Origin of the sequence: uncultured Paracoccus sp. (assembly GCF_947496875.1) — a bacterium.
Lineage (GTDB): Bacteria > Pseudomonadota > Alphaproteobacteria > Rhodobacterales > Rhodobacteraceae > Paracoccus.
The window spans coordinates 1-21,647 of record NZ_CANMEH010000030.1; the positions used below are offsets into that span (position 1 = coordinate 1).

The 21,647-nt window shown below is 67.1% G+C and carries 23 protein-coding genes; 6 read left to right on the plus strand and 17 right to left on the minus strand.

All coding sequences use genetic code 11. The features are described 5' to 3' along the window. On the minus strand, nucleotides 1–884 hold an 884-nt coding region (locus Q0938_RS17625; protein ID WP_299365208.1), incomplete at its 3' end, for a phage portal protein. Nucleotides 885–938: 54 nt separating this feature from the next. Then, nucleotides 939–1,154, minus strand: a complete 216-nt coding sequence (locus Q0938_RS17630; protein WP_299365166.1) for a hypothetical protein — start codon at nucleotides 1,152–1,154, stop codon at nucleotides 939–941. Nucleotides 1,155–1,273: 119 nt separating this feature from the next. Between Q0938_RS17630 and Q0938_RS17635 the strand changes: the two genes are divergently transcribed. Then, complete coding sequence (locus tag Q0938_RS17635) at nucleotides 1,274–1,903, plus strand: hypothetical protein (protein WP_299365168.1); 630 nt, start codon at nucleotides 1,274–1,276, stop codon at nucleotides 1,901–1,903. 22 nt (nucleotides 1,904–1,925) lie between these two features. Here the strand turns inward: Q0938_RS17635 and Q0938_RS17640 are convergent, their stop codons facing one another. Together Q0938_RS17640 and Q0938_RS17645 are read right to left on the minus strand one after the other, a co-directional pair. Next, nucleotides 1,926–3,929: a phage terminase large subunit family protein gene (locus Q0938_RS17640; RefSeq protein WP_299365171.1), complete on the minus strand. Its 2,004-nt coding sequence runs from the start codon at nucleotides 3,927–3,929 to the stop codon at nucleotides 1,926–1,928. Further along, nucleotides 3,877–4,473: a hypothetical protein gene (locus Q0938_RS17645; protein WP_299365173.1), complete on the minus strand. Its 597-nt coding sequence runs from the start codon at nucleotides 4,471–4,473 to the stop codon at nucleotides 3,877–3,879. The genes Q0938_RS17640 and Q0938_RS17645 overlap by 53 nt, the downstream gene beginning before the upstream one ends. A 111-nt stretch (nucleotides 4,474–4,584) precedes the next feature. On the opposite strand from Q0938_RS17645, the gene Q0938_RS17650 reads away from it, so the two are divergent. The 3 genes from Q0938_RS17650 (at nucleotide 4,585) to Q0938_RS17660 (ending at nucleotide 5,705) form a co-directional block, all read left to right on the plus strand. Continuing rightward, complete coding sequence (locus Q0938_RS17650; RefSeq protein WP_299365175.1) at nucleotides 4,585–4,782, plus strand: hypothetical protein; 198 nt, start codon at nucleotides 4,585–4,587, stop codon at nucleotides 4,780–4,782. A 35-nt stretch (nucleotides 4,783–4,817) separates the two neighbouring features. Beyond that, nucleotides 4,818–5,042 carry a hypothetical protein gene (locus Q0938_RS17655; protein WP_299365176.1) on the plus strand — a complete coding sequence of 75 codons (225 nt, stop codon included), beginning with the start codon at nucleotides 4,818–4,820 and terminating at the stop codon, nucleotides 5,040–5,042. A 90-nt stretch (nucleotides 5,043–5,132) separates the two neighbouring features. Then, nucleotides 5,133–5,705: a DUF3489 domain-containing protein gene (locus Q0938_RS17660; RefSeq protein WP_299365178.1), complete on the plus strand. Its 573-nt coding sequence runs from the start codon at nucleotides 5,133–5,135 to the stop codon at nucleotides 5,703–5,705. Nucleotides 5,706–6,078: 373 nt separating this feature from the next. On the opposite strand, the gene Q0938_RS17665 is transcribed toward Q0938_RS17660, so the two are convergent. From Q0938_RS17665 to Q0938_RS17695, 7 genes are all read right to left on the minus strand, one after another. Next, a complete protein-coding gene (locus Q0938_RS17665) occupies nucleotides 6,079–7,050 on the minus strand; it encodes a nitronate monooxygenase family protein (RefSeq protein WP_299365180.1) in 972 nt (323 codons plus the stop codon). 104 nt (nucleotides 7,051–7,154) lie between these two features. Next, nucleotides 7,155–7,376 (minus strand): hypothetical protein, encoded by a 222-nt coding sequence (locus tag Q0938_RS17670; protein ID WP_299365182.1) that lies wholly within the window; start codon nucleotides 7,374–7,376, stop codon nucleotides 7,155–7,157. Then, nucleotides 7,373–8,743, minus strand: a complete 1,371-nt coding sequence (locus Q0938_RS17675; RefSeq protein WP_299365184.1) for a DNA methyltransferase — start codon at nucleotides 8,741–8,743, stop codon at nucleotides 7,373–7,375. The genes Q0938_RS17670 and Q0938_RS17675 overlap by 4 nt, the downstream gene beginning before the upstream one ends. A gap of 166 nt (nucleotides 8,744–8,909) precedes the next feature. After that, the gene (locus Q0938_RS17680) at nucleotides 8,910–9,530 is read right to left on the minus strand and encodes a hypothetical protein (RefSeq protein WP_299365186.1); all 621 of its coding nucleotides are present in this window, start codon (nucleotides 9,528–9,530) and stop codon (nucleotides 8,910–8,912) included. Nucleotides 9,531–10,049: 519 nt separating this feature from the next. Continuing rightward, complete coding sequence (locus Q0938_RS17685; RefSeq protein ID WP_299365187.1) at nucleotides 10,050–10,475, minus strand: DUF6362 family protein; 426 nt, start codon at nucleotides 10,473–10,475, stop codon at nucleotides 10,050–10,052. Next, nucleotides 10,468–10,668, minus strand: coding sequence for a hypothetical protein (locus tag Q0938_RS17690; RefSeq protein ID WP_299365189.1), 201 nt, complete (start codon nucleotides 10,666–10,668; stop codon nucleotides 10,468–10,470). The genes Q0938_RS17685 and Q0938_RS17690 overlap by 8 nt, the downstream gene beginning before the upstream one ends. Next, complete coding sequence (locus Q0938_RS17695) at nucleotides 10,665–11,186, minus strand: hypothetical protein (protein WP_299365191.1); 522 nt, start codon at nucleotides 11,184–11,186, stop codon at nucleotides 10,665–10,667. Before Q0938_RS17695 ends, Q0938_RS17690 begins: the two co-directional genes overlap by 4 nt. A gap of 732 nt (nucleotides 11,187–11,918) precedes the next feature. Between Q0938_RS17695 and Q0938_RS17700 the strand changes: the two genes are divergently transcribed. Then, nucleotides 11,919–13,127 carry an AAA family ATPase gene (locus Q0938_RS17700; protein ID WP_299365193.1) on the plus strand — a complete coding sequence of 403 codons (1,209 nt, stop codon included), beginning with the start codon at nucleotides 11,919–11,921 and terminating at the stop codon, nucleotides 13,125–13,127. Next, the gene (locus tag Q0938_RS17705; protein WP_299365195.1) at nucleotides 13,117–15,645 is read left to right on the plus strand and encodes a S8 family peptidase; all 2,529 of its coding nucleotides are present in this window, start codon (nucleotides 13,117–13,119) and stop codon (nucleotides 15,643–15,645) included. The genes Q0938_RS17700 and Q0938_RS17705 overlap by 11 nt, the downstream gene beginning before the upstream one ends. A gap of 25 nt (nucleotides 15,646–15,670) precedes the next feature. Here Q0938_RS17705 and Q0938_RS17710 read toward each other — a convergent pair whose 3' ends face one another. From Q0938_RS17710 to Q0938_RS17735, 6 genes are all read right to left on the minus strand, one after another. Then, nucleotides 15,671–18,262: a VapE domain-containing protein gene (locus tag Q0938_RS17710; RefSeq protein ID WP_299365197.1), complete on the minus strand. Its 2,592-nt coding sequence runs from the start codon at nucleotides 18,260–18,262 to the stop codon at nucleotides 15,671–15,673. An 8-nt stretch (nucleotides 18,263–18,270) separates the two neighbouring features. Continuing rightward, nucleotides 18,271–19,590, minus strand: a complete 1,320-nt coding sequence (locus tag Q0938_RS17715) for an AAA family ATPase (RefSeq protein ID WP_299365198.1) — start codon at nucleotides 19,588–19,590, stop codon at nucleotides 18,271–18,273. Further along, entirely contained in the window at nucleotides 19,587–20,336 is a 750-nt protein-coding gene (locus tag Q0938_RS17720) for a hypothetical protein (protein WP_299365200.1), read from the minus strand. Before Q0938_RS17720 ends, Q0938_RS17715 begins: the two co-directional genes overlap by 4 nt. Next, complete coding sequence (locus Q0938_RS17725; protein WP_299365202.1) at nucleotides 20,333–21,184, minus strand: hypothetical protein; 852 nt, start codon at nucleotides 21,182–21,184, stop codon at nucleotides 20,333–20,335. Before Q0938_RS17725 ends, Q0938_RS17720 begins: the two co-directional genes overlap by 4 nt. Further along, entirely contained in the window at nucleotides 21,181–21,396 is a 216-nt protein-coding gene (locus Q0938_RS17730; RefSeq protein ID WP_299365204.1) for a hypothetical protein, read from the minus strand. Before Q0938_RS17730 ends, Q0938_RS17725 begins: the two co-directional genes overlap by 4 nt. Before the next feature lie 11 nt (nucleotides 21,397–21,407). Then, the coding region (locus Q0938_RS17735) for a DUF6511 domain-containing protein (RefSeq protein WP_299365206.1) at nucleotides 21,408–21,647 on the minus strand (240 nt) is incomplete at its 5' end.

Here is a 21,647-nt window from a genome sequence, read left to right on the forward strand (position 1 = left end):
TCGGCGGGCGACGAGAACTTCACGTCCTCGCCGGGCAGCAGCACCTGCATGGTGCCCGGCTCGAGGCTGGCGATGGCAGCCCCATTGAGGTCCGCCTCGGCCTCGCCCAGCATCGACTCTTCGGGCGCGGTCCTGGTGATGAAGCCCGCGAACATCGCCGCGGTCTTCTTCCGGTCGAGCTCGGCGTCGTCATACTGGTCGAGCAGGAACAGCCGCACCATCGCCGGTGCGACATGTGGCAGACCCCGGATCTGGCCCGCGTCGATCGGCCGGTAGATATGCAGCACGTCAGCGGCCGACACACGCACCGTTTCCGGGATGACTGTGCCCTGGTCGGTGCTGTCACCGGGATGGCGGCGGCGGAAGTGATAGGCCACGCGCCGGCCGATCCCGTCGAACTCGATCCCGCAGCGGATGCGGTGGCCGTTCGCCGCCGTTTCCGTCTTCTCGAAGGGCAGCATCTCGGATTGCAGCAGCTGCGCCTGCAGCGGCACCAGCAGCCCGTCCTCGGCCCGGCGCGGGCGCAGCCGGACGAAGCACTCGCCGGCCACGAACATCTCGCGTGCCACCATGGCCTGCAGACCGTAGAGGTCGGTCAGCCCGTCCGCATCGGCCTCGTCGGTCCAGGCGAGCCAGAGCCGCTGGACGCGGTCGCGCAGGTCCGCATCCCCGATCAGCGACGAGGGCTTGATGCCGTCGCCGACGAGGTTCGAGGCGAAGGCCTCGCATGCATTCGCGGCATAGCCGTTGGTGACGACCAGCTCGCGGGCGCGCGCCAGCAGCCGCGGGCCGCCCGAGGCGACCAGCGTGTTGATGTTCTCGAGCGGCGGGTTCCAGCCGCGCAGCCGGCGGCGGGCCATGGCGCCTTCGAGCCGGGCGCGCATCGCGGCGGGGCCGCCGGGGGACGCGCGGCGGAAGCGGTCGAGAAGACCCATGGGTCAGAGCCCCTTCGCCGTGGTCACGCGGATCTGGCGCACGATCCGGCGCCCCTCGGCCGCCGCGATCTCCCGGTCGAGCGCCTCGATGGCCCGGTCGATCTCGGCCACGCTCCGGTAGTCGACCGTCTTGCCGTCATAGCTGACCCGCGCCACGCCCGAGGACCGCTGCGCCGCGAGCGCCTCGCGGCGGGCCTTGAGTTCAACCGGCGTCGCCATGCTCATTCCTCATGCAGGTCAGGATTCATTCGGCTGCCACGGGCGACGGAGTTTCCCGGACCGTCAGCCGCCGCGGCATGCTATGCTGGCGGCAATTGGCATCGATCTGGGGGATCATCATGAGACAACTCGCAAGCCTTGCTCTCACCGCTGTCACCACCCTGGCCTGTCCGGCCGGTCCGGCCGCGGCGCAGGACAGCCCGATGAGTTTCTTCGTCACCAGCACCAATCCGGGTCAGGGCGCGGATTTCGGCGGCATCGAGGGGGCCGATGCGCATTGCGCGAGCCTCGCCGCAGCCGCCGGAGCGACCGACAGGACGTGGCGCGCCTACCTCTCCACCGGCAGCGAGAACGCCCGTGACCGGATCGGGACAGGACCCTGGTTCAACGCGAAGGGCGTCGAGATCGCTGCGAGCGTCGACGCACTGCACGGCGAGGCGAACGCCATCACCAAGGAAACCGCCCTCGACGAGACCGGCGCCGTCGTCAACGGCCGCGGCGACGATCCGAACCGGCACGACATCCTGACCGGCTCGCTTCCGGACGGTACGGCCGCCGAGCAGACCTGCGAGGACTGGACCAGCAGCGGCGAGGGCGCGGCGATGGTCGGGCACCACGACCGAATGGGGCTGGATGAGACGCCGCCGTCATTGTCGTGGAACTCGTCGCATCCGTCCCGCGGCTGCGGTCTCGAAGCGCTCCGTGGCACCGGCGGCGAGGGCCTGCTCTATTGCTTCGCCGCGGAGTAGGAACGGCGCCTCCGCGCCGCGGTCATCCCATGTAGGTCGACCGCACCGTGCGCCGTCGCCGGTTTGACGCTGTTCCGTCCTTGGGAGCGGGTACAGGCTCGCCCGGACCGGTCTGAGGCCTCAAATGCCGCTCGAGATCGGCCCAGCGTGCCTCGGGCCAGCGATCCGCACCGAGGATCCACGCGGCGGCGCGGGCATAGACGCGGGTGTCGAGCGCCTCGTTGCGCTCGCGCAGCTTCTGCCATTCGAGCCGGGAGAACCCGCGTCGGGTGCGCACCGTCACCAGCTGCTCGGCGGTCAGCTGCTTCAGCCACTCGCCGTCCGCCCAGTCCGGCAGATGGATCGTGCCGGGCGGGAAGGCCGCGCCAGCATCGTGCTCTTCGCGCGTCGGCCGGTCCTGCCGCAGGAAGCGGTAGGTCTCGGTCTTGAAGGTCGAGGTGGCGATCGTCCAGAGACGCGCACCACGGCGCAGGCGCTTGCCCGCAATGGTCGCGTCCACATAGGTCGGGCCGACAACAGGGCTCGATCGGTTGAATCCCTCGACGCCCTTCACCGGCGCCACCTGCGCAAAGCCCACCTGTCGCGACCAGGCGTAGACCGCGCTGGTCTCGAACCCCGAGTCGATCGCGAGCCGCGCCAGCGTCATCGGCTGGCCGGAGACATGCTCCCATGTCCGCCCCAGCAGGTCGGTCAGCTGCTGCCAGCAGGCGGGATCGCCGGGCCCGCCCTCGAGCACAAGGTGATCGACCAGCCAGCTCTCCAGCCCTCGGCCCCAGGCCCAGACATCGACCTCGATCCGGTCCTTCTGGACGTCGGCCCCGGCGGTCAGGAACAGCCCGCGCGCAGGCACGGTGCCGGGCCGCCACCGTTCCCGACGGTCAGCCAGCCTCTGCCAGTCGGGCGCTTCCCCGGTCTCGACCCAGGTCTCGCCGAGGATGGTATTGCGGAACGCCTTGATCGCATCAATCGACCCCTGGGCCGCGTCCCAGGCCCTCACGATCCGCTCCCAGCTCAGCCAGCCGATCGGCGAATAGAGCGCGGAGAGGTGATACCCGACGGTCGTCGGATCGGCGGCCGTGGCGGTCGCCCGCCATTCGCCACCCTCCAGCATGGCCGTCTTGTGGTGCTCCGCGATGGGCGTGTCGCAGCCCTCGCAGATGTATTCCGCCGTTTCCGGGCGGCCCTGCTGCCAGCGCAGCCGGTCGAACTTCAGCCATTGTGAGTGGCCGCAATGCGGGCATGGCACGAAGAACCGGCGCTGGTCGGACGCCTCGTACTCCCGTTCGATCCGGCTCAGCCCCCGGATCGTCGGCGTCGAGACCAGCAGCACCTTGCGCCGATGGGCGAAGGTCAGCGACCGCGCCTCGGCCAGCGTGACCGGATCGCCTTCCTCGTCAGCGGACGCCGGATAGGCGTCAACCTCGTCGAGGAAGATGTAGCGCGCCGGGGTGGACCGCAGCCCGACCGCCGAGTTGGCGCCCGTCATGATCAGGATGCCGCCCGCGAATTCTTTCGACAGCATCGTGTTGCCCGCGTCGCGCGAGCGGGCAGGCTTCACCCGCTCCCGCAGCTCGGGGCTCTCGTCGATAAGCGGGTCGATCCGCTGCCGCGAGTTGCGTTTCGCCAATTCGACCGTCGGCTGGACGGCCAACATCGGGCCCGGCGCCTGGTGGATTGCAAAGCCGATCCAGTTGTTGCCTGCCTCGGTCGCGCCCACCTGCGCGGCCTTCATGAACACGACGCGCTGCGTGGGATCGCCGGGCGACAGCCGGTCCATGATCTCGCGCATGTAGGGCGTGCGCACCGTGCGATACCGCCCCGGTTCGGCCGAGGCGCGACCCGAGAGCATCCGGTGCCGGTCCGCCCATTCCGACACGGTCAGGTCCGGGTCGGGCCGCAGCCCGTTGCCCCAGGCGCGCAGGATCTCGCCCGCGCCGTCGAAGTCCGTCAGGCCGACGCCATCAGCCAGATCATCACCGGAAGTCGGGCCGGACCTCGGCGAGCTCAATGAGGTGGGCGCGTACATGCTTCTCCAGGACCTTCTGCATCGCGGCTGGCTCCACGGTGATCTGCGGACCCGTCGCGTCGCGGCACGAGGCAGAGAGCTCGGCTGCCATCAGCGCCGCAGCCCGCGCGGGCCAGTTCACCCACGCGTCCCGTTCCTCCCGCGCCAGACGGAACACCAGCGCGAGCGCCCGGGTGCGCTCGATCAGCTCCCCCTTCAGCTTCTGGAGCCGGAGGCGCCGCTCCTGCGCCTTCAGCACCTCGTTCGCCGTCTTGGCCTGCAGGAAGGTCGTGCCGCCCCCGACGGCCGGGACCGCAAGCCCCTGTTCGCGGAGCGTGTCGCCGACGGCGGCCACGGCCGCCTCGGAGACAGGCTTCAGTTTGGGCGCGGGCGGCTTGCGGGTCTTGGACGGGTCCGTCGTCTCGGCACGCCGGGCGTCGCTGGCCGCCGCGTTGATGCTGCCGTCGGGATAGAGGACCAGACGCTCCGCCGTCTTCGCCTTCTGGATCGCGCCGCGCGACAGCCCGACATGCGCGGCGTACTGGCGCTCGCTCATGCCCTGCATCGACGGCTCCGATTATCATTCCAGATCATGTGCTTATCGAGTTGATAAGCAGGGCGGAGAGAGCGAACGTCACTCCAACGAAGCGATGCAACTCACCCGAGGAACCCTGCCATGCCCCCCTGCAAAACCGACCCGGCCACTGCCCCCGACGCACTGATCCTGGAGATCGCGCAGCGCCACTTCTTCCTTGAGACGCTCGAGACCCGTAACTCCGATCGTCTCGACTTTCACGACGTCGCCGCCTGGGCGATCCGCGACGCGCTCGAGGAGGCCTATGAGGCCGGGCGCCGCGCCGCCAGCCAATCCTGAAGGGACCACGCCATGAGCACCACGAAGCTTTCAAGATGACCCGCCACGCAACCGCCAACTCCAAGGCCCTCGACGCCTTCCTCACCGCCAAGTTCGAGATCGACGCGATGCTGGAGCGGCTCGCCGCCCTCAGCGCCGACCATTTCGGGACCGACCCCGACGAGATCAACTGGGGCCATGTCGGCACCCTGAACCATTACCGCGCCAAGCTGCGCGAGATCACCGACAGCGCCTCCAGGGACGGCGAACACGCCGAGTGAGACGACCCTCTCCGGGTCCCGCCTGCCGACTGGCGGGCTCGACCTCGTAGAAGGGCCCGCATTCCGCGCGCCCCGATACGGGAGACGACGATGACCAAGCTTTCCGACACCCAGGCCCTGATCCTGAGCGCCGCCGCACAGCGGCCCGAGCGCATCGCCCTGCCGCTGCCCGAGAGCCTGCGCGGCGGCGCCGCCGCCAAGGTGGTCGGCGCGATGCTCGCGAAGGGGTGCCTCGAAGAGGTGGACGCGGACCTGCGCAAGGGCGAGCTCATCTGGCGCGAAACCGGCGACGGCCACGGCGTCACGCTGGTCGCCACCGACGCAGGCCTCGCCGCCATCGGCATCAAACCCGAGGACGCGAACACCGCGCCTGCGGGCGCCACGGATGCGCCGACAGAGGAGCCCGCGCCGAACACCGCCGCTGAACCCGCGGCCGCGCCAAAGGCGCGCACGCCGCGCGAGGGCACCAAGCAGGCCACGCTGATCGCCATGCTGCGCGCGCCGGACGGCGCGACCATCGAGGAGATCATGGCCGCGACGGACTGGCAGTCGCACACGGTGCGCGGGGCGATGGCCGGGGCGCTGAAGAAGAAGCTCGGGCTCGAGGTCACCTCGGAGAAAGTCGAAGGGCGCGGGCGGGTGTACAGCATTTCGCAAAGCTGATCTCACGATGACGCGCCAAAGGGGATGCCGCTGTCCGAGGGCTGGCGGCATTCCCGGCCACGTCTCCGAGACATCCTGATCTGGCTTCAGCTACCCTTACCGGAGGGCCTGACCCGCTCATTCGGCGACTTCGCGGCAGACCGCAGTACCTCTTGCTGCGCCGCCCACCGGGCATGATCTTCTGCGGTCCCCTGGAAGGTGATGTGACCCGAGACGTGGCGGGTCGTAATAACGTCGCTCGACATTGTCCCTCGTTGTGCAGCGCGATCCAGCCCCCGGGCATTACTTCGCAGAACGGAATTCGGCATTTAAGGTGTGTCGCGCCTCCGAAGGCCTTGCTCCTGGACAGCCGGCAGCTCTCGCGGCTGCTTCGTCAGCCATCACCCCTGCGGTTCAGAAGCTCCGCGGCCTGCTGCACCATTTCCTCGACGATGGCACCGGCGCTCTTGACCTCCCGGATCAGACCGGCGGCCTCACCGAACCAGACGCCGGTCTCGTCGGGGTCACCGGCGGCGAAGGCTTCCCGGTAGCGCGGCCCCTCGGTTGCCACGTTTTGCCGAAGCTGGTCTTCGCGACCGTGCCACCGTTGCACGAAGGCGTTCCGGAGGACCCTGGCGGAAAACCCGACCGGCCACGGGATCTGCCGGGCAATGTCGACGACGCTGGTGCGAATGGTCTCGTCGCCCCCCGCGGCCAGGATCGCGTCGTGATGCCTGGAGGGGACCAGGGCTTCGCGAGCGGCCCAGAACCTCGTGCCGACCAGCACGCCTTCCGCCCCCAGCATCAGCGCGGCGGCAAGGCCCCGTCCGTCCGCGATGCCACCCGCCGCGACCAGCACTGAGGGCGAGTCCTGCTCACGGATGAGATCGGCTGCTTCGGGTACGAAGGTCAGTGTACCTCTCGAACTTCCGTGGCCGCCCGCCTCGGTCCCTTGGGCAACAATGATGTCGGCGCCGACGTCGATCGCGTCCCAGACATGATCAACGTTCTGGCATTGGCAGATGAGAGCCGCCCCAGCTGCGCGGATCTCGTCGGCGAAAGGCCGAGGGTCACCGAAGGACAGCATCACGGCCCGAGGTCGGTGCCTGAGAACGGCCGTGAGCAGCGAGGGGGACTTTCGAAGCGACCAGGTGATGAACCCCACGCCGACCGGTACGCCAGCGGCAAGCTGAAACTGATCCTCGAGCCAGGTATCGTCGCCATAACCCCCGCCGATGAGTCCAAGCCCTCCCGCCCGGCTGACGGCCGCGGCAAGAGCCCCCCCGGCAGCGAATGCCATCGGTGCCGAGATGATCGGGTGGGCAATGCCCAATCGTTCGGTGACGCGAGAGGAAATCTGTCCCATCTGGATCTCCATCGAGTACTCTGACCTGATAGTTGCTCGATAGGGCGCGGACCACCCTAAACCGGCACAGCTTACGGCCGGACAACTCGCAGATCGTCGCGACTTCAGATGCCTCGTATCCGGACTGTCTCGAACAGCCGCCGCAAGGCGAAGGAGCGCGCGATGCTCACCACCGTGAACACCGCGCCCATCTTCAGGTTCTGCGAGAGCGTCGTGTGGAGGCCGAAGACCGGGAAGATCAGGATCTGCGTGCCGACGGCGAAGCCATAGCCGACGATCACGTTGGCCATGGACTCGACCAGCGACATGAAGCGCGACTGCTTCATGCAGCTTTGCTCTTTCCGCGCCCCGCGCTCCAGGCCTCGCCGGCTTCGTTGGTGCCGGTTTCGATCTCGTCGCCGAGTCGCTCAGCCTTCATGGCGGCAAAGGTCCGGCCATCGTCGTCGAGGATTGCCTCGCGCCCGGTGTCCGCCTGCCAGCGCTCCACGGCAACATCGACATAGGCCGGGCTGATCTCCATCGCGAAGACGCGGCGGCCGTTGGCCTCGCCCGCCATGATCTGCGAACCTGACCCCGAGAACGGCTCATAGCAAAGTCCGCCGCGCGCCACATGCTGGCGGATCGGGATCCCGAAGGCGTCGAGCGGCTTCGGCGTCGGATGGTCGGGGCGCTCTTCCCTGGCGAAGGAAGGCATCTCCCAGGTCGAGGGCAGCGTCTGCTCGGCGACCTTCGGCGGGCGGTTCGGGCGACGCCAGCCCATGAAGCAGGGCTCGTGCTTCCAGAGGTAGTGCGACCGGGTCAGGACGCCGCGGTCCTTCACCCAGATGATCTGCTGATGCACAAAGGCCCCGGCCTTCTCCCAGCAGGCCTCGAGCATCGCCTGGCGGCGCGAGGCGTGCCAGCAGTACCAGGCCGCATCCTCGGCGATGGCTTCCGCCACCGCGGCCGAGATGAAGCCGTCGTAGAGTTCGGCACCTTGGCTGCTGTCATCCCAGGTCGTGCCGTAGGATGCGGACCAGTCCTTGTTGCGCGTTGGGTGGTTCGAGCCGTCGTAGTCGACGAGATACGGCGGGTCGGTGGCGAACAGGATGGCGCGTTCGCCATTCATCAGGCGGCGCACATCGGACGCGCTGGTGCTGTCACCGCAGAGAAGGCGATGATCGCCAAGGATCCACAGATCGCCGGTCCGCGACGCCGGATTGCGCGGTGGTTCGGGGATGGTCACCGGCGGCACGGAGCCCCCGGCGCCACCTTCTTCCCCGTCGTCTTCCGCGACGTATGCCAGCAGCTTGTCGAGCTCGCCGTCGGAAAAGCCGACCAGCGACAAGTCGAAATCCTCGGCTAGCAGGTCGTTCAGTTCAGCCGACAGCAGCGCCTCGTCCCATGTTCCGAGTTCGGTGAGCTTATTGTCGGCCAGACGATAGGCCCGCCGCTGCGCCTCGGTCAGGTGCCCGAGGACGATCACCGGCGCCTCGGTCAGCCCCAGCTGCGTCGCAGCCAGCACGCGCCCGTGGCCGGCGATCAGCTCTCCGTCCTCGCCGACGAGGCACGGCACGGTCCAGCCGAACTCGGCCATGCTGGCGGCGATCTTCGCAACCTGGTCCGCGCCATGCGCCTTTGCGTTCTTCGCGTAGGGCTGGAGGCGCGAAAGCGGCCAGGTCTCGATCCGCTCGGGGGCGAAGGCGAGGGTCATGCGGATTGGTCCTGGTCAGGAAGAGTGAGCAAGCTCCCTGGGCGGGAACTCAAATAGTCGCGACGCGCGTGCGCGGCCGCAAAAGCTCAGGCCGTCGCCCTCAAGAACGACGGCCCGTCAGGTTATGCGATCAGATGCTCCCGCCGATTGCCGGCGGACGCCAGCCTCAGACGACGAAATCGAACCTCGCCTGCAGATCGCCGTCCTCCCGGCGCTCCGGGTCGACGGTCGCCGCCGACTGCGCCCTCGCGCCCAGCGAGCGGAAGATCCAGTCTTTTCGGTTCAGCGGGTGATCCTCGAGATAGATCTGGGTGATCAGCTCGCGTCCGTCCGGTGGCACGACACGCGCATGGATGTGCGGTGTGCGCCCGGGATAGGGAACGGGCCTGATCGTCCGGAATCGGTAGCGACCTTCGGCGTCGGTGCGGATGGCGCCATATCCCTGGAAGGCCTCGTCGAGCGGCCGATCCGAGGAGCGGTCGCCCACATGGTGGTAGCGCCCGTTGGCATCGCACTGCCAGATCTCGACGAGCGCTTCCGCAAGCGGCGCGCCGTTCCTGCCGATTACCTTGCCGGAGAGGTGCATCACCTCTCCGCCCGCCTCGCGAACGCGGCCCTCGACCTTGACGAGATCCCAGTCGGTATCCTGCGGCCGCTGGTTCGGCGGGGGATAGAACGGCCCCGCCGTCTGCTCGGGCGTCGGAATGGCGGCCGCTGCACGCCCGGCGACCCCCAGGAAGCCGAGAACGGCCAGTACGCCCCGCCGGCCAGCAAGTCGATCGATCATCGGTGCTCCTCCATCTCCTGATCTCCGGGAGAAGGGGTTCCAGCGCACCGATTGCAAGCTGCCGCCTTCGGACGACGCACGATGGGCATCGTTTCGGGTTCCCAGCCGGAGCCGGTGGATTCCGTAGCGGCCCGGACTCCGCTGGCTCGAGGAGTCCGGCAAAGGAATCCACACCGCTCTCGCATAAGCCTCTGGTTTTCGACGGTTATTCGGCGCAGGAGTGCATCCTGGCTTCCGGGTGGCTTCCCAAAAATCCGGCCCTGTCGCTGGCGATGTCCCGCGCTTCGCCCGCCAGCATACATTTCGGCCCGGAAAGGAACCGGAAAACAACGGGTTGGCGGCCTGGACCCCTGCTGGACCCCGGAAGCCAGCCCCGGTATCCACCTCGGGATCAGCGTCGGTTCGCCCGAGCGCACGACCCCGAGTATATCCCCATGGATAGCGCCAGCGGGGCGATCCGTCTCGCCGTCCGGTGTCTCGCAGGAAATTGTCTCACGCGACTGTCGAGCCTTGACACACTCAGTGCACCGCCTGCGCCACCACGAACTCCATCGACCGCTTCCTCGGCACCTGCTTCCCGTTCAGTCGCCAGACGATGACCGCGATCCCGTACTGCCAGCGCCGGTTTGCGGTGGCACGGCTGATACCCAGCTCCCAGCAGATCGGCTTCCACGGCTTTCGGTTCGCCCGGAGCCAGAGCAGGCGCGCATCGGCAGGGTCGAGCCAGCGCAGCCAGAGCAGAGCATCCTCGGCCTGCGTGATGTCACGCGGCCCGGGCTTGGGTCGGCGCATCCGAGGCTCCTGGCCGACCTGGTCGGCGAAGCTGTGGAAGTACTCGGGCCAGGCGTTGAAGTAGCCCTGCGGCTTCACCTCGGGCAGCGACCGGAACACGTCGGCCGCGCTCTCGAGCCGGTCCTCGACCATGGTAGGCGTCCACTCAGCCATTCGCGGCCTCCCGGTCGCCCGCACGTGGCCCATACAGCTTCTCACCGAGCTGACGCACCAGCTCGCGCTCCGGCCAGGTCAGTCGGTGGTCTTCGATGGAGACGGCGAGCACACCCTCGTCATGCCAGCCATCGCGTTTCACCTGGTCGGGATCCCGGCGCCTGCCGCCGTAGCCTTTCGGATACCACCTCATCCCAGGCCTCCGTTCGTCTCGAGCGCCCAATGGAGGATCGCGATGGCGTCGGCCTCGTTGTCGTCGGCGGGTGAGAAGCCTCTGGCTCGCGCCGCGGCGATCATCGCCTCCTTGGGCGCGTTGCCCTTGCCGGTGGCGTGGCGCTTGATCGTGCCGACCGGAACGCCCTGGTAGGGGATGCCCCGCAGTTCAGCCCATGCGGTCAGCGTCGCGAGGAGACCTCCAAACACATGCGCCGCGTCAGTGCCGGCGTGCCGGCGGACCTCTTCGAACCAGATCGCGGCGATGGGCCCGGACAGCCGGTCGAGTTCGGTCAGCCAGTTGGTGAAGCGCAGGTAGCGCATGCCGCCACCGTCGAAGCGGCCAAGCCTGAAATTAACCGTGCCACTGGTGATCAGTCCGTCATGGCTGCGGAGCGCCCAGCCGGTCGTGGTGCCGAGATCTAGGCCAAGGATGCAGGACCGGCTGATCGCGCCCGGCTCGGGGCGGACGTCCTGCGCGGGTATGGGTGTGTTCATCGTGAAGGCTCACAAGCTGTGGGCCTTCGGCTTCGGTCACCGCAAGATGTAGCATCCGGCAGTCCACGGCCAAAGCGAAAACGAACATGGCCGCGGCGGCGGGCAGTGATCGACGCTCGGCCCGTCCCGGTCCCAACCTCCGAACGCGTGGTCCCAACCTTCGAGGGGGTTGGGACAGCCCTTTATCGTTTCACTCCAATGGCTTGACCGGATGTGGTCCCAACCTCGGTGTCCCCAACGGGGGTCCTTCTCTTTTCGTATAGAAAAACATGTTCCCGACCTTTTCCGTTCTCCCACATGAATGTGTAGCAAAAGGTTGGGACCACAGGGTGAGGTTGGGGACACCGTTGTTTTTGAACGTCTTTTCGTGTCCCCAACCCCCTCGGGAGGTTGGGACAGGGTTGGGACCACCGGGGAGGTTGGGACAGAGCGCCGTGACGAGAGCCGAGCAGCGACTGAAACGCTGAGTGAGGACGACAGGGTGGGCGGAGTAAGCGGTCTGATGGCAGCGCGGTACGAGAACTGGCAGTGGGCCCGCCAAAGCGGTCGTCGCCCGCTTGGCAGCGTCACCGAACGCGAGGCGCTCACCATCTTGCCCAGAGTCCGATCAGGATGGCTGTGGTGTCGATATTTTTTCAGTAATCGCAGATAATTTTTTGAATTTTGCCTTGTAGGTTCGAGATAACAGCGATATGAATCGGCAACTAGCAAACCTGATGGTGGATTTTCGACATGGAGCACTTCGCGGTCATCCAGAGCATCGTTCGGGCCGGTCTGGCCGGGGATCCGGAGGCTGTGGACAAGCAGGTGCTGCGTCTTCGTGAGCGCCTCGAGAAGGCCGGAGCGACGAAGGAAGCCGCCACGTTAGAGCGCTTGCGCGCCGCCGCGCGCGACACACAGGAACTAGCTCCGAGCCGCGTAGAGATGTCGCGCGGCCATATCTCCGGCGAAGTCCTCGAGCAGGGAGTTAACCCGCCGATCGATAGAGAGACCGGAGCCCGGTTGTGCACAGTTGATTTTCCGGGTCGGGACGGCCTAGCGCCCGTTTATAAGGCAGTAGTGTCAGAAACGGTCGAGGGTCTGCTGCGGGAATGGACCAGCGAGGCCGCGCTGCAGGAGGTAGGTGTGTCGCCCACGCGCTCTCTGTTGATTTATGGGCCGCCTGGTTCGGGTAAGACCATTACCGCCCACTATATCGCCGTCCGGTTGGGATTACCTCTGGTCGTGGCACGCATCGACGGCCTGATATCATCGTTTCTGGGCACTACCGCGCGCAATATTGCGAACCTGTTCGACTTCGCCAACCGATACGCCTGCGTTCTGCTGCTGGACGAGTTCGACGCGCTCGCGAAGCTCCGGGACGATCCGCAAGAGATCGGCGAGATCAAGCGCGTGGTCAACACCTTGCTGCAGAATCTCGATCAGCGGCGCAACTTCGGAATCACGATCGCTATTACGAACCATGACAAGCTCCTGGACCCAGCCGTTTGGCGTCGCTTCGAAACGCATCTTCAACTCGGCGAGCCGGACGAGCCCGCCCGCGAAAGCCTGATTGCGCGGTTCCTCCAACCGCTCGAACCGCCTGCCTCTACCCTCAGGGTATTCTCATATTGTCTCGCGGGGTGCACGGGGGCCGACATCGAAAGAGTGTGCACGGCCGTGAAACGGACGCTGGCGCTCAGCGGCGAATCTCATGACGGGCCAGGATTGTTCCGTGCCTTGAGTTCTGTACTAGCCCGTGCACCGCAGAACGATCATGTGGCGGCCCGCATCCTCGCCGTCGATCAAGAAGCTTTTATCAGCCTGATCGCGAATGATGGTACGCTTTCGCTCAAGCAAACCGAAATAGGTGAGGCGACGGGGTACGGCCAGTCGCGGGTGAGCGACCTCAAGAAGGCGAAGCGCCATCTGCCACTGCTGGAGGCGTCGCATGCCCAATAATCCGGTTCAGATCATCCTGAACGATCGAGATTTTCATCAGGCGCCCGATCCGGGACAGCCGCCGCGGAACAAGGATTTTTTCGAGGACGCGGACAAGGCATTCGTCGCCCACAAGGACTCGCTGCTGGCCGCAATCGATCGGATCATCGACGAGATTCGGGCGAGCCGTTATGGTCCTGCGGCGTATCTGAAAATCCAGATGCGTAACGAAGCACTGGCGAAATCCTATCGACCTGTATGGTGGCTGTTCAAGCCCGACCAATTCCCGTGTGTAGGGGCAGACGCGGTCGGAACGCTCTATTTTCGAGCTCCGTTGATCTACCTGAAAGCTCTGCGACAGCGCATCGAGCAGGCTGAAGCCTCCGTCGAGACAAAGTATCGGAGGGTTGACAATAAGCCTTACAAGGCGCCGACCATCGCGCGAGCAGAAGTCGGCGCCATCGAGACCATCGAAATCGCACCTCCCGAGCAGAAACGTGCATTTTCTACCGCAGCAGCTCTTGCGGCGCTCGAGGATCCTCGGGCAGTCTCCGGCTATCAGGTCGAACTTTTCGAGACGCCTGCCGAACGGGTGATCGCCGATGACCCGCTCGGACGGATCGCATTACGGCGCTCACTTGAGCGGCTGTTATTGTCTCTCGGCCTGGGTGCGCGCAGTTATCTCGCCTTTGAGGTTGGACGAACCCCCGTCCTCGAAGTTCAGCTGACCACACAGCCTGTCGACGCTCTGATCGACAATCGAGGAGGTGTGGCTGGAAGCGACTCAGGCCAGGAAATCAGCCTCTCTTCGATGGACCGAAATCCGGAACGACACGAGGCGACCCTGACTGCGCTTCAGAAGCATCCTTTGGTGCGTGCGATCTTGCCACCTGTTCTGCTCGAGCTGACAGACGACCGTTCAAGTTCTGATGCCACTGCCGCGGCCGAACCGGTTACCATCCCCGTTCCGGAGGGCCGATCGACTTACCCGATCGTGGGTGTCATCGACTCCGGTGTGGCGCCGGTTCTTGACGGCTGGGTTGCGGGACGGTTCGATTATCTATCGTCAGGAGAATATGACGCGGTCCACGGCACGAACGTCGCCGGACTCCTGACCATTGGGCAAACGCTCAATAGCGTTGACGTTGCGCCCGAGGCGAATGGCTGCCGTCTCTACGACATACCCCTGTACCCTAACGGTCCGTTCATGGCTCGTTATCGTCGAGGTTTCTCCGACTTCCTAGAGGAGATCGAGCAGGCCGTCGCAGAGGCGAAGAACGAACATGGCGTCAGAGTGTTTAATCTCTCCATAAACGCGGTCGCGCCGGTCGAGCGGCACCGGTACAGTATCTACGCTTCTCGCCTCGACCAGATCGCAGATACCTACGGCGTGGTCTTCGTGAATTCTGCCGGGAACCTGCCACCCGCTCAGGCGCGTTCCGCCTGGCAGAAGCGTCCAGTCGACGTCATCAACTATTTCGCGTCACGAACCTCACCCGACACGATCTTCAAGCCCGCCGAGAGCGTCAGGTCGATCTCGGTCGGCGCACTCAATCCTCCAAACACCAATCAGATTGCCGACGCGCCGACCGTTTACACGACGCGCGGGCCCGGTCTCCAAGTTGGTGTCAAGCCCGATGTCGCGTGCTATGGCGGAACAGGAGGGAGTGGGCCCGGAAAGCCCACCGGGCTTGCGTCATTGTCTCCTTCGGGCGGCAGGCAGAGCGTCGTCGGCACGAGTTTCGCCGCGCCGCTGGTTGCGCGTACGTTGGCAGGCCTCGACACCGCTACCGAGGGCGGCTTGTCTGTCGAAGCGCTTCGGGCAATGTTGCTGCATCACACGGCGATGCCCGAGCCACTGACGAAGCGTGGTCTCAAGGACATTGGCCGGCAATTCGCGGGTTTCGGCAGGCCGCGAGCCGTCGCCACGATGCTGGAAACGGACGACCACCAGATCACGCTGCTTTTCCAAAGCCGCCTTAGCATTGGCGAGAAGAAGCCGGTCATACTCCGGTTCCCGTTCAGTTGGCCACAAAGCCTTGTTACAGACGGACGCTGCTCAGGCCTCGCCAAAATCACGCTCGTTTACGCACCACCGCTTGATCCAGCCTTCGGTGCCGAGTTCGTCCGCGTCAATCTTGAGGCATCGCTGAAGCAGCGTCAGCCGGAGCCTGCTTCCGATGGCAGTGTCCGCTTCACGAACCAGATCGCGGCCCACTACCTACCCAAGTCAACCAATCTCGCGATACCCGAGAAGGCGCTCATAGACCACGGCCTCAAATGGTGGCCCGCCAAGCAGTATGAGAGCACATTTGTTGAGAAAGGAAGCTCGTCGCAATGGCGTCTGGAGGTTACTAGCCTCGTTCGTGCTGAGGCGCAGTTCCCCGCGGAAGGAGTGCCTTTTGCAGTACTCTTGACCCTGGCAGACCCAGACGGCAGCCACCCGGTTTTCCAAGAAATGCGGCAGTGGCTCCAAGCGAGCACTGCGGTAGCACAGGATGTTCGAACGGTAACGAGGCTGCGACCACGCGGTCGGTAAGGGCCGGTTGCCACCTTTCTGAGGCCTATCCCGTACCTCGCCGATACCGCCATTCCCGCGCCGCCTCGCGCCCGCCCTCGTCGCGCCGCCGGTACCGCTCCCAGCCGTTCGCCTTGAGGTAGGCCGAGACGCGCATCTGGTCGCCGCGGGTCCAGCGGGCGGGTTCGAGCCCGATCGCCTCCTCGAGGATCTCGCCGACCGAAACGTCCCTCAGCGGCTCGGGGCGCGACACGCTCTCGGTGCGGGAGTTGCCGTAATCGGGGAAGCCATCGGAGACGGTGCGGATCTCGTGCGTCAGCCAGTGTTCGATCAGGTCGTCCCAGGCGTCGGACTGGTAACGGCGGTCCTGCTCCTCGCGGGCTTCGGCCAGCAGTGCGGGGTCGTCGATCCACCAGATCGCGCCGGCGCGGAAGCGGTGGACGGCCTCGGCCCAGAGCTGGTCCCGGTCGCGGGCGAGCGCCGCGATGTCTATGGTCCCGCAGCGGAGCGGCCAGAAGCGGCGGTTGCCGGTCTCGTCGCGCAGATAGGTGTCGGGGTTCACGGTGCCGGCGAACACGCACTGGCGCGGCACCTCTACGGTGTAGCGGCCATAGGGCGGGCGGAAGCGGTCGGTGGTGCGCGTCAGGAACGCCTTGATGCGCGAGACCTCGGCGCGGCCTATGGCGTCGAGTTCGGCGATCTCGACGATCCAGACCCCCTGCATGTGCAGTGCCGCGTCCTTGGAGCCAAGTTCCGGCAGTTCGTCGGTGAACCATTCCTCACCGGCCAGCACCTTGATCGCGGTGGACTTGCGCGCACCCTGCGGCCCCTCCAGGATCAGCATGTGGTCGGCCTTCACGCCAGGGCGGTAGATGCGGGCGACGGCCGAGATCAGCCAGAGCGCGCCGATGGTGTGGTGGAATGCGATGGGCTCGGCGCCGAGATAGGCGCTGGTCCAGGTCTCGATCCGGGGCGTGCCGTCCCATGTCAGGGTGTCGAGCCAGTCGCGGACAGGATGGATGCGTAGCTCGCGGGCGACGGCGCCGACGGCGCGGCTCACGACCACCGGCGCCACGTTGATCCCGCGCAGCTGAAGCCACTCGGCGGTGCGGATGTCGTCGGCGTCTTCCCAGGGGCGCGGGAGCAACGTGGTGACGCTGTCCCACGGCAGCGGCTGACGCACCACGATCTCCTGCCCGAACTCGTCGAAAGCGAGAACGCCGGCGAAGGCCGGATCGGAGGTCAGCGCCACGATGACGTTGGCCTCGTTACGCTCGGGCGCGCTAGCGAGATCGAGCCGGAGGCGCCTGAACCAGGCGGGCTTCGGGATCGGCGCGTGCGGATCGCCGGTGGCGTTGACGCGGCGGCGGAGCTCGGCCAGCTGCTGGGTCAGGACCGACATGCCGATGCCGGTCGCGGACTTGATGCGCGCGATGACCTGCCGTTCGGGCAGCGGATCGAGCTTCGCCAGCGCGATGCGCCCGAGCAGCGTGGACAGGGCTTCGAACTCGGGCGGGTTGGTCAGCGCCTCGGCCGCGGCGATCAGCGTTGCGGGATCGTCGGCGGAGGCGACAACGGGCGTGACCGTCTCGGGCTCTACCGGATCCGTGGCCTGCGGCTCCACTGTAGTGTCCGCGTCGCGCGCGTAATCCTCGGCGCGGGCGCCGCGCTGCAGATCGTCGTTGAAGTCGTCGCCATGGAGCGGCGCGACGATCTCGTTCGCGATGTCGGCACGGTTCAGACGGTCCGACAACGTCGCGGCCGCCTGGCGGCCTGCGTCCCCGGCATCGGCGTAGATGGTGACGCGCCGGGTGCCCTTGGGCCACTGGAACCGCGCCAGACCGTGGGCCGACAGCGCCGCCCAGACCGGAGTGCCGAAGAGCGCATGGGCAGCGAGCGCCGTCTCGATCCCCTCGGCGATGCCGATATGCCCGTCCTCGGGCATCGGGGACAGCCGGACCACGGCATCCTTCACGCTGCCAAGCATCTTCTTGCCCGGGGGCGCCTTGGCGCTGCCGTCGTCGAGCAGGAAAGTGCGGTGGATGCCCGGCGCGCGCTCCCCGTCCGGCAGCCGCAGGATCGCGATCAGCCCGGGCCAGCCGCGGCAGCTGTCGAAGTCCGGAAGATCGGGATGGAACAGCAGGTCGGGCGATCCGGGATCCGAGACTCCGCGGGCGCGCAGATAGGTCTCGCCAGGCGTATCCGCGAGCGGAACGGCCCCGCCGACCAGCCGCGCGATCTCGGCGGTATGGTCGGGGCGTGCGCGCGTGGGTGACCCCGGCGTGGGCCGTGGCGCCGGATGGTCCATCCCTGCGAGCCGCGCCGCCTCGTCGAAGAGCGCGCCGTCGCAGAGCCCTGTCGCCTGCGCGATCAGGTCGATTGGACCGGCCCGCTCGCCGGTGGCGTAGTCGAAACCCCAGCCGGCAAAGGGCCCGTCGAGATGGATCGTGCACGAGCCCTCCTTGCGCGGCGGGCGCCCGGAGAGGTCCGCGCAGCGCAAGGATCGGCGGTCCCGCGCGAGCCGGGCCTCGGGAAAGAGCGCAGGCAACCAGTCGGCGGCCGTGCAGGCGAGCCGCTCCTTCACCGCCGCCAGATCGTGCCGGGTCTTCGGGACCGCGATGTCGTTGAGGTCGATCATCGCACCCCTCAGGCCAGAAGGACGAGCCCGCGCTCGGCCCGGGTGATCGCCGTGTAGAGCCAGCGACGCCGATCAATCTCGCTGCGGCCCAGCCCGTCGTCCCAGACGATCACGTTCTCCCACTGCGAGCCCTGCGCCTTGTGGGCGGTGATCGCCCAGCCGAAGGTGGCCTCGGTCAGCAGGCGCTTCTCCTTGTAGTCGCGGTCGTGGCGCTTGTCGTCATAGGCGACATGGTCCTCGAAATGCCCCTTGTAGATGCGCAGCCGGCCCGGACGCCCGTCCTCATACGGCTCGCCGATGTGGCGCCCGTCCTCGTCATGGACGACGGCCGAGAAGTAGAGGCTGCCCTCGTCGACGATGTCCTCGAGCGTCACGAACATCCCGTTGATCAGCCCCAGATCGTTCTGGTTCTTCAGGCAGATGATCTTCTCGGCTGGCCCCGTGGGCAGCCAGGTCCCGCCGAGACCGGCCGCCGCGCGCATGGCGTTGTTGATCTGCAGCCGCGTGGCGTTGAGCCCGCAGATCAGCTGGCCGCCGCGAAGTGCCTGTTCCGGCGTGATGTCGCCCTTGCGGAGCTTGGCGACATGATCGTCGTAGACGCCGAAGCCGATCGGCCGGCCCTCGCGCGCCATGGTGGCGAGACGGATGATCGCGCTCTCGGCCGCCTGGCGGTGGATCTCGGTCAGCATCACGTCGGGCTCGTCGCGGGTGAAGGCGCCTTCGCCCCGGATCGGCGGCAGCTGGCCGGGATCGCCGAGGACGAGGATCGGCTTGCCGAAGCTCATCAGATCGCGCGCCATCTCCTCGCCGACCATCGACACCTCGTCGAGCACGATCAGCCGGGCGTCGGAGGCATCGCTCTGCGGGTTCAGCGCGAAGCGCGGGTGCTTCATCGCCGAGAGCCCCTGGCGCATCGCCTCGATCGCGGCGTCGGCCGTGGTGCGCGCGAACCCGGTGAGACGGCGCGCGTCGCGTTCCGCCAGCGCGATCTTCCGGGCGGCTTCCTCGATCTCCTCCTCGGTCGCCTCGATCACCGAGTAGATCAGGCTGTGGATGGTGCGCGCCGGCGTGCCCTTGCGGGTCAGCACCAGCGCGGCCTTGCCGGTGAAGGTGGCGGTGACGACGCCGGGCACGCACCGGCCGTCCCGCGCGCTGCGGTGGGGGGAGAGGCCGAGTTCGTCGAGCGCGAACTTCAGCACGGTGGTCTTGCCCGACCCGGCATAGCCGAACAGGCGGAATACCTGCTGCTCTTCGGTCCGGGTCTCGAACCAGTCCCTGATCTCGCGGATCGCGGCGGCCTGCGTGGCGGATGGGGTGAACTCTGTCATGGCTGGCGTGCCTCCACTGCGTAATCCTTGACGATCCCGCCGCGGGTCGGATCGCCCACCTCGCACGGCCGGACGAAGACCCGGCGCCCGTCGGCGAGCTGCCGCCAGTGACCGCGGCGGATATGCCAGCGCGGGCTGGCGTGACTGCCTCCTTGCGGCGGTATCGCTGCACAAAGGCGCGCCGGATCGATGGCGACCTGGCGCCAGACCCATCCGCGCACGCCCTCGCGGGCCAGGCGGGACCGTTTTGCGAGCGACACCTTTCGGTCGCGGATTTCCGGGGACGCGCCGAGGATGGTCAGGGCGCGCCAGACGATGCCGGCGGCGACTTCGCCGTGACCACGGACCGTCTCGTCGTGTCGCTCCGCCGGGTTGCCCTCGATCTCCGCCTTGCCGTCCGGATGCATCCAGATCCGCACCAGGCAATCCGTCCAGCCGCGCGGCGCCCGCTTGCGCATGAGAAACGTGGCCTCGACTATGTCGCCGTCGGCGCGAGCGCAGACGATGAGGCCAGAAGGAGACGCGCGCTGCTCGCGCACCTCGAAGATCACGGACGGATGCGGCAGCCGAAGTGGACCGGTAAAGACCCGGGTCATCGCGCGGTCGACGATATCGCCATCGAAGGCGGCCTGATCGTCGAAGAAATAGATCGGCGCGAACTCCGCCGCTGCGAGCAGGTCGGAGCACCAGAACCGCTCGCGATGCGCGCGCACGATCCGCTTGAGCTCATAGGCGTCGGGGATCATGGCCTGGGCTCCGCCCGTTCGCGGCTGAAACGCTCCACTGGAGCGTTTCCGGGACGCCGCTCACCCCAGCACCGTTTCGCCCAAGCGCAGGGCGCGTGCCACTTGCCGGCCGCCATGCCGCCGCGGCAGAGGACTGCGGTCGGCTCGGCTACGGCCCGCGGCAGCCATTCCCCGGCCTCGGTGGCCCGCACCACGGCGACGGCGCGATCCGACATCTCCTGCGCGAGATGCGCGTCGAAGGGCACGAGCTCCGCGTGCAATTCCATCGTGTCGCGGTTCAGCGCGGTGAAGAGCGCCGGGGCGAGCAGGTCCATATAGGCCTGATAGAGCGCGATCTGGGCGGCGTAGACCGGCCGCGCGAGGCTGACGCCGCGCTTGACCACGTCCTTCCAGCTGGCCGCCCCGAGCGCCTTGTTCTCCCAGAGCGCGGGATAGTCCATCGCGACGGGTCCCGAGACGATGCAGCCGTCGATATGGCCCTTGAAGCGGCCGCCGAGAGCCTCAAACCCGAACTGGCGACCGTCCGGGCGTTCGGTGCGCAGGTCGAAGCCGGCGATGCGGAACCAGCCCGCGACGATGTCCTCGGCCCTATGGCCCGCCTCGAAGATCCGCAGCGTGCGCGGCGCGAACTCCTGGCCCTCGTCTTTTGGGACCGCGAAGAAGTCGTACTGGATCTGGCGCAGGCAGTCGCGGCCGAGACCCGAGGAACTGACATAGGTGCGCGGACGCTCCGCTCGGTGGCGCGCGGACAGCGCCGTGTCGATGGCGGCGGAGACGGCTTCGGCAATGGGCGGGCGCGGCGCGACTGCGCCATAGAGGAAGCCCGAACCATGGTTCAGGTCGATCATCGCTCGCGCTCCCAGAACCCGCCGGCCTGCGCGATGCAGGTCAGTTTGTGGAACTGCGCGTCCGTCAGCCGGGCGCTTTCGCCGAACCGCGCGAGCTTCTCGCGGAGGCTGTCGCAGAACTCGATCTCGAAGTCAGTGACGGCGTTCTCGGTGGCCGCCTCGAGCAGAGGCTTCCAGCTGCAGGACGCGGTGTCGTCGTTCAGGTCGATCATCGCGCGCCCCCTCAGAACGGAATGGGGTCGTCGAAGGCCGTGCCGGTGCGCTCCTTGCGCGCGGCCAGGTCCTGCATACTGTCGATGTAGCCGGTGACCGCCGCCTCGATCAGGCGGTCGATGTCTTCGGCGCTGCGGTGAAAGAAGGGCTCCATGAGCCCGAGGTCGTTAAGCGCTTCGGCGAAGAGCGTCCGCGCATCGCGGATCGCACGGGCCTCGCGCGCGGTCTTGTCGATCATGCCGTTGTTCCT

Bases quoted from the DNA above. Each gene is read 5' to 3' on its own strand.
- Q0938_RS17710 (WP_299365197.1), bottom strand. From the start codon at position 18,262: ATGATCGACCTCAACGACATCGCGGTCCCGAAGACCCGGCACGATCTG.
- Q0938_RS17730 (WP_299365204.1), bottom strand. From the start codon at position 21,396: ATGATCGACCTGAACGACGACACCGCGTCCTGCAGCTGGAAGCCTCTG.
- Q0938_RS17640 (WP_299365171.1), bottom strand. From the start codon at position 3,929: ATGTACGCGCCCACCTCATTGAGCTCGCCGAGGTCCGGCCCGACTTCC.
- Q0938_RS17650 (WP_299365175.1), top strand. From the start codon at position 4,585: ATGCCCCCCTGCAAAACCGACCCGGCCACTGCCCCCGACGCACTGATC.
- Q0938_RS17665 (WP_299365180.1), bottom strand. From the start codon at position 7,050: ATGGGACAGATTTCCTCTCGCGTCACCGAACGATTGGGCATTGCCCAC.
- Q0938_RS17660 (WP_299365178.1), top strand. From the start codon at position 5,133: ATGACCAAGCTTTCCGACACCCAGGCCCTGATCCTGAGCGCCGCCGCA.
- Q0938_RS17700 (WP_299365193.1), top strand. From the start codon at position 11,919: ATGGAGCACTTCGCGGTCATCCAGAGCATCGTTCGGGCCGGTCTGGCC.
- Q0938_RS17655 (WP_299365176.1), top strand. From the start codon at position 4,818: ATGACCCGCCACGCAACCGCCAACTCCAAGGCCCTCGACGCCTTCCTC.
- Q0938_RS17695 (WP_299365191.1), bottom strand. From the start codon at position 11,186: ATGAACACACCCATACCCGCGCAGGACGTCCGCCCCGAGCCGGGCGCG.
- Q0938_RS17690 (WP_299365189.1), bottom strand. From the start codon at position 10,668: ATGAGGTGGTATCCGAAAGGCTACGGCGGCAGGCGCCGGGATCCCGAC.
- Q0938_RS17670 (WP_299365182.1), bottom strand. From the start codon at position 7,376: ATGAAGCAGTCGCGCTTCATGTCGCTGGTCGAGTCCATGGCCAACGTG.
- Q0938_RS17635 (WP_299365168.1), top strand. From the start codon at position 1,274: ATGAGACAACTCGCAAGCCTTGCTCTCACCGCTGTCACCACCCTGGCC.
- Q0938_RS17675 (WP_299365184.1), bottom strand. From the start codon at position 8,743: ATGACCCTCGCCTTCGCCCCCGAGCGGATCGAGACCTGGCCGCTTTCG.
- Q0938_RS17680 (WP_299365186.1), bottom strand. From the start codon at position 9,530: ATGATCGATCGACTTGCTGGCCGGCGGGGCGTACTGGCCGTTCTCGGC.
- Q0938_RS17685 (WP_299365187.1), bottom strand. From the start codon at position 10,475: ATGGCTGAGTGGACGCCTACCATGGTCGAGGACCGGCTCGAGAGCGCG.
- Q0938_RS17725 (WP_299365202.1), bottom strand. From the start codon at position 21,184: ATGATCGACCTGAACCATGGTTCGGGCTTCCTCTATGGCGCAGTCGCG.
- Q0938_RS17715 (WP_299365198.1), bottom strand. From the start codon at position 19,590: ATGACAGAGTTCACCCCATCCGCCACGCAGGCCGCCGCGATCCGCGAG.
- Q0938_RS17705 (WP_299365195.1), top strand. From the start codon at position 13,117: ATGCCCAATAATCCGGTTCAGATCATCCTGAACGATCGAGATTTTCAT.
- Q0938_RS17720 (WP_299365200.1), bottom strand. From the start codon at position 20,336: ATGATCCCCGACGCCTATGAGCTCAAGCGGATCGTGCGCGCGCATCGC.
- Q0938_RS17630 (WP_299365166.1), bottom strand. From the start codon at position 1,154: ATGGCGACGCCGGTTGAACTCAAGGCCCGCCGCGAGGCGCTCGCGGCG.
- Q0938_RS17645 (WP_299365173.1), bottom strand. From the start codon at position 4,473: ATGCAGGGCATGAGCGAGCGCCAGTACGCCGCGCATGTCGGGCTGTCG.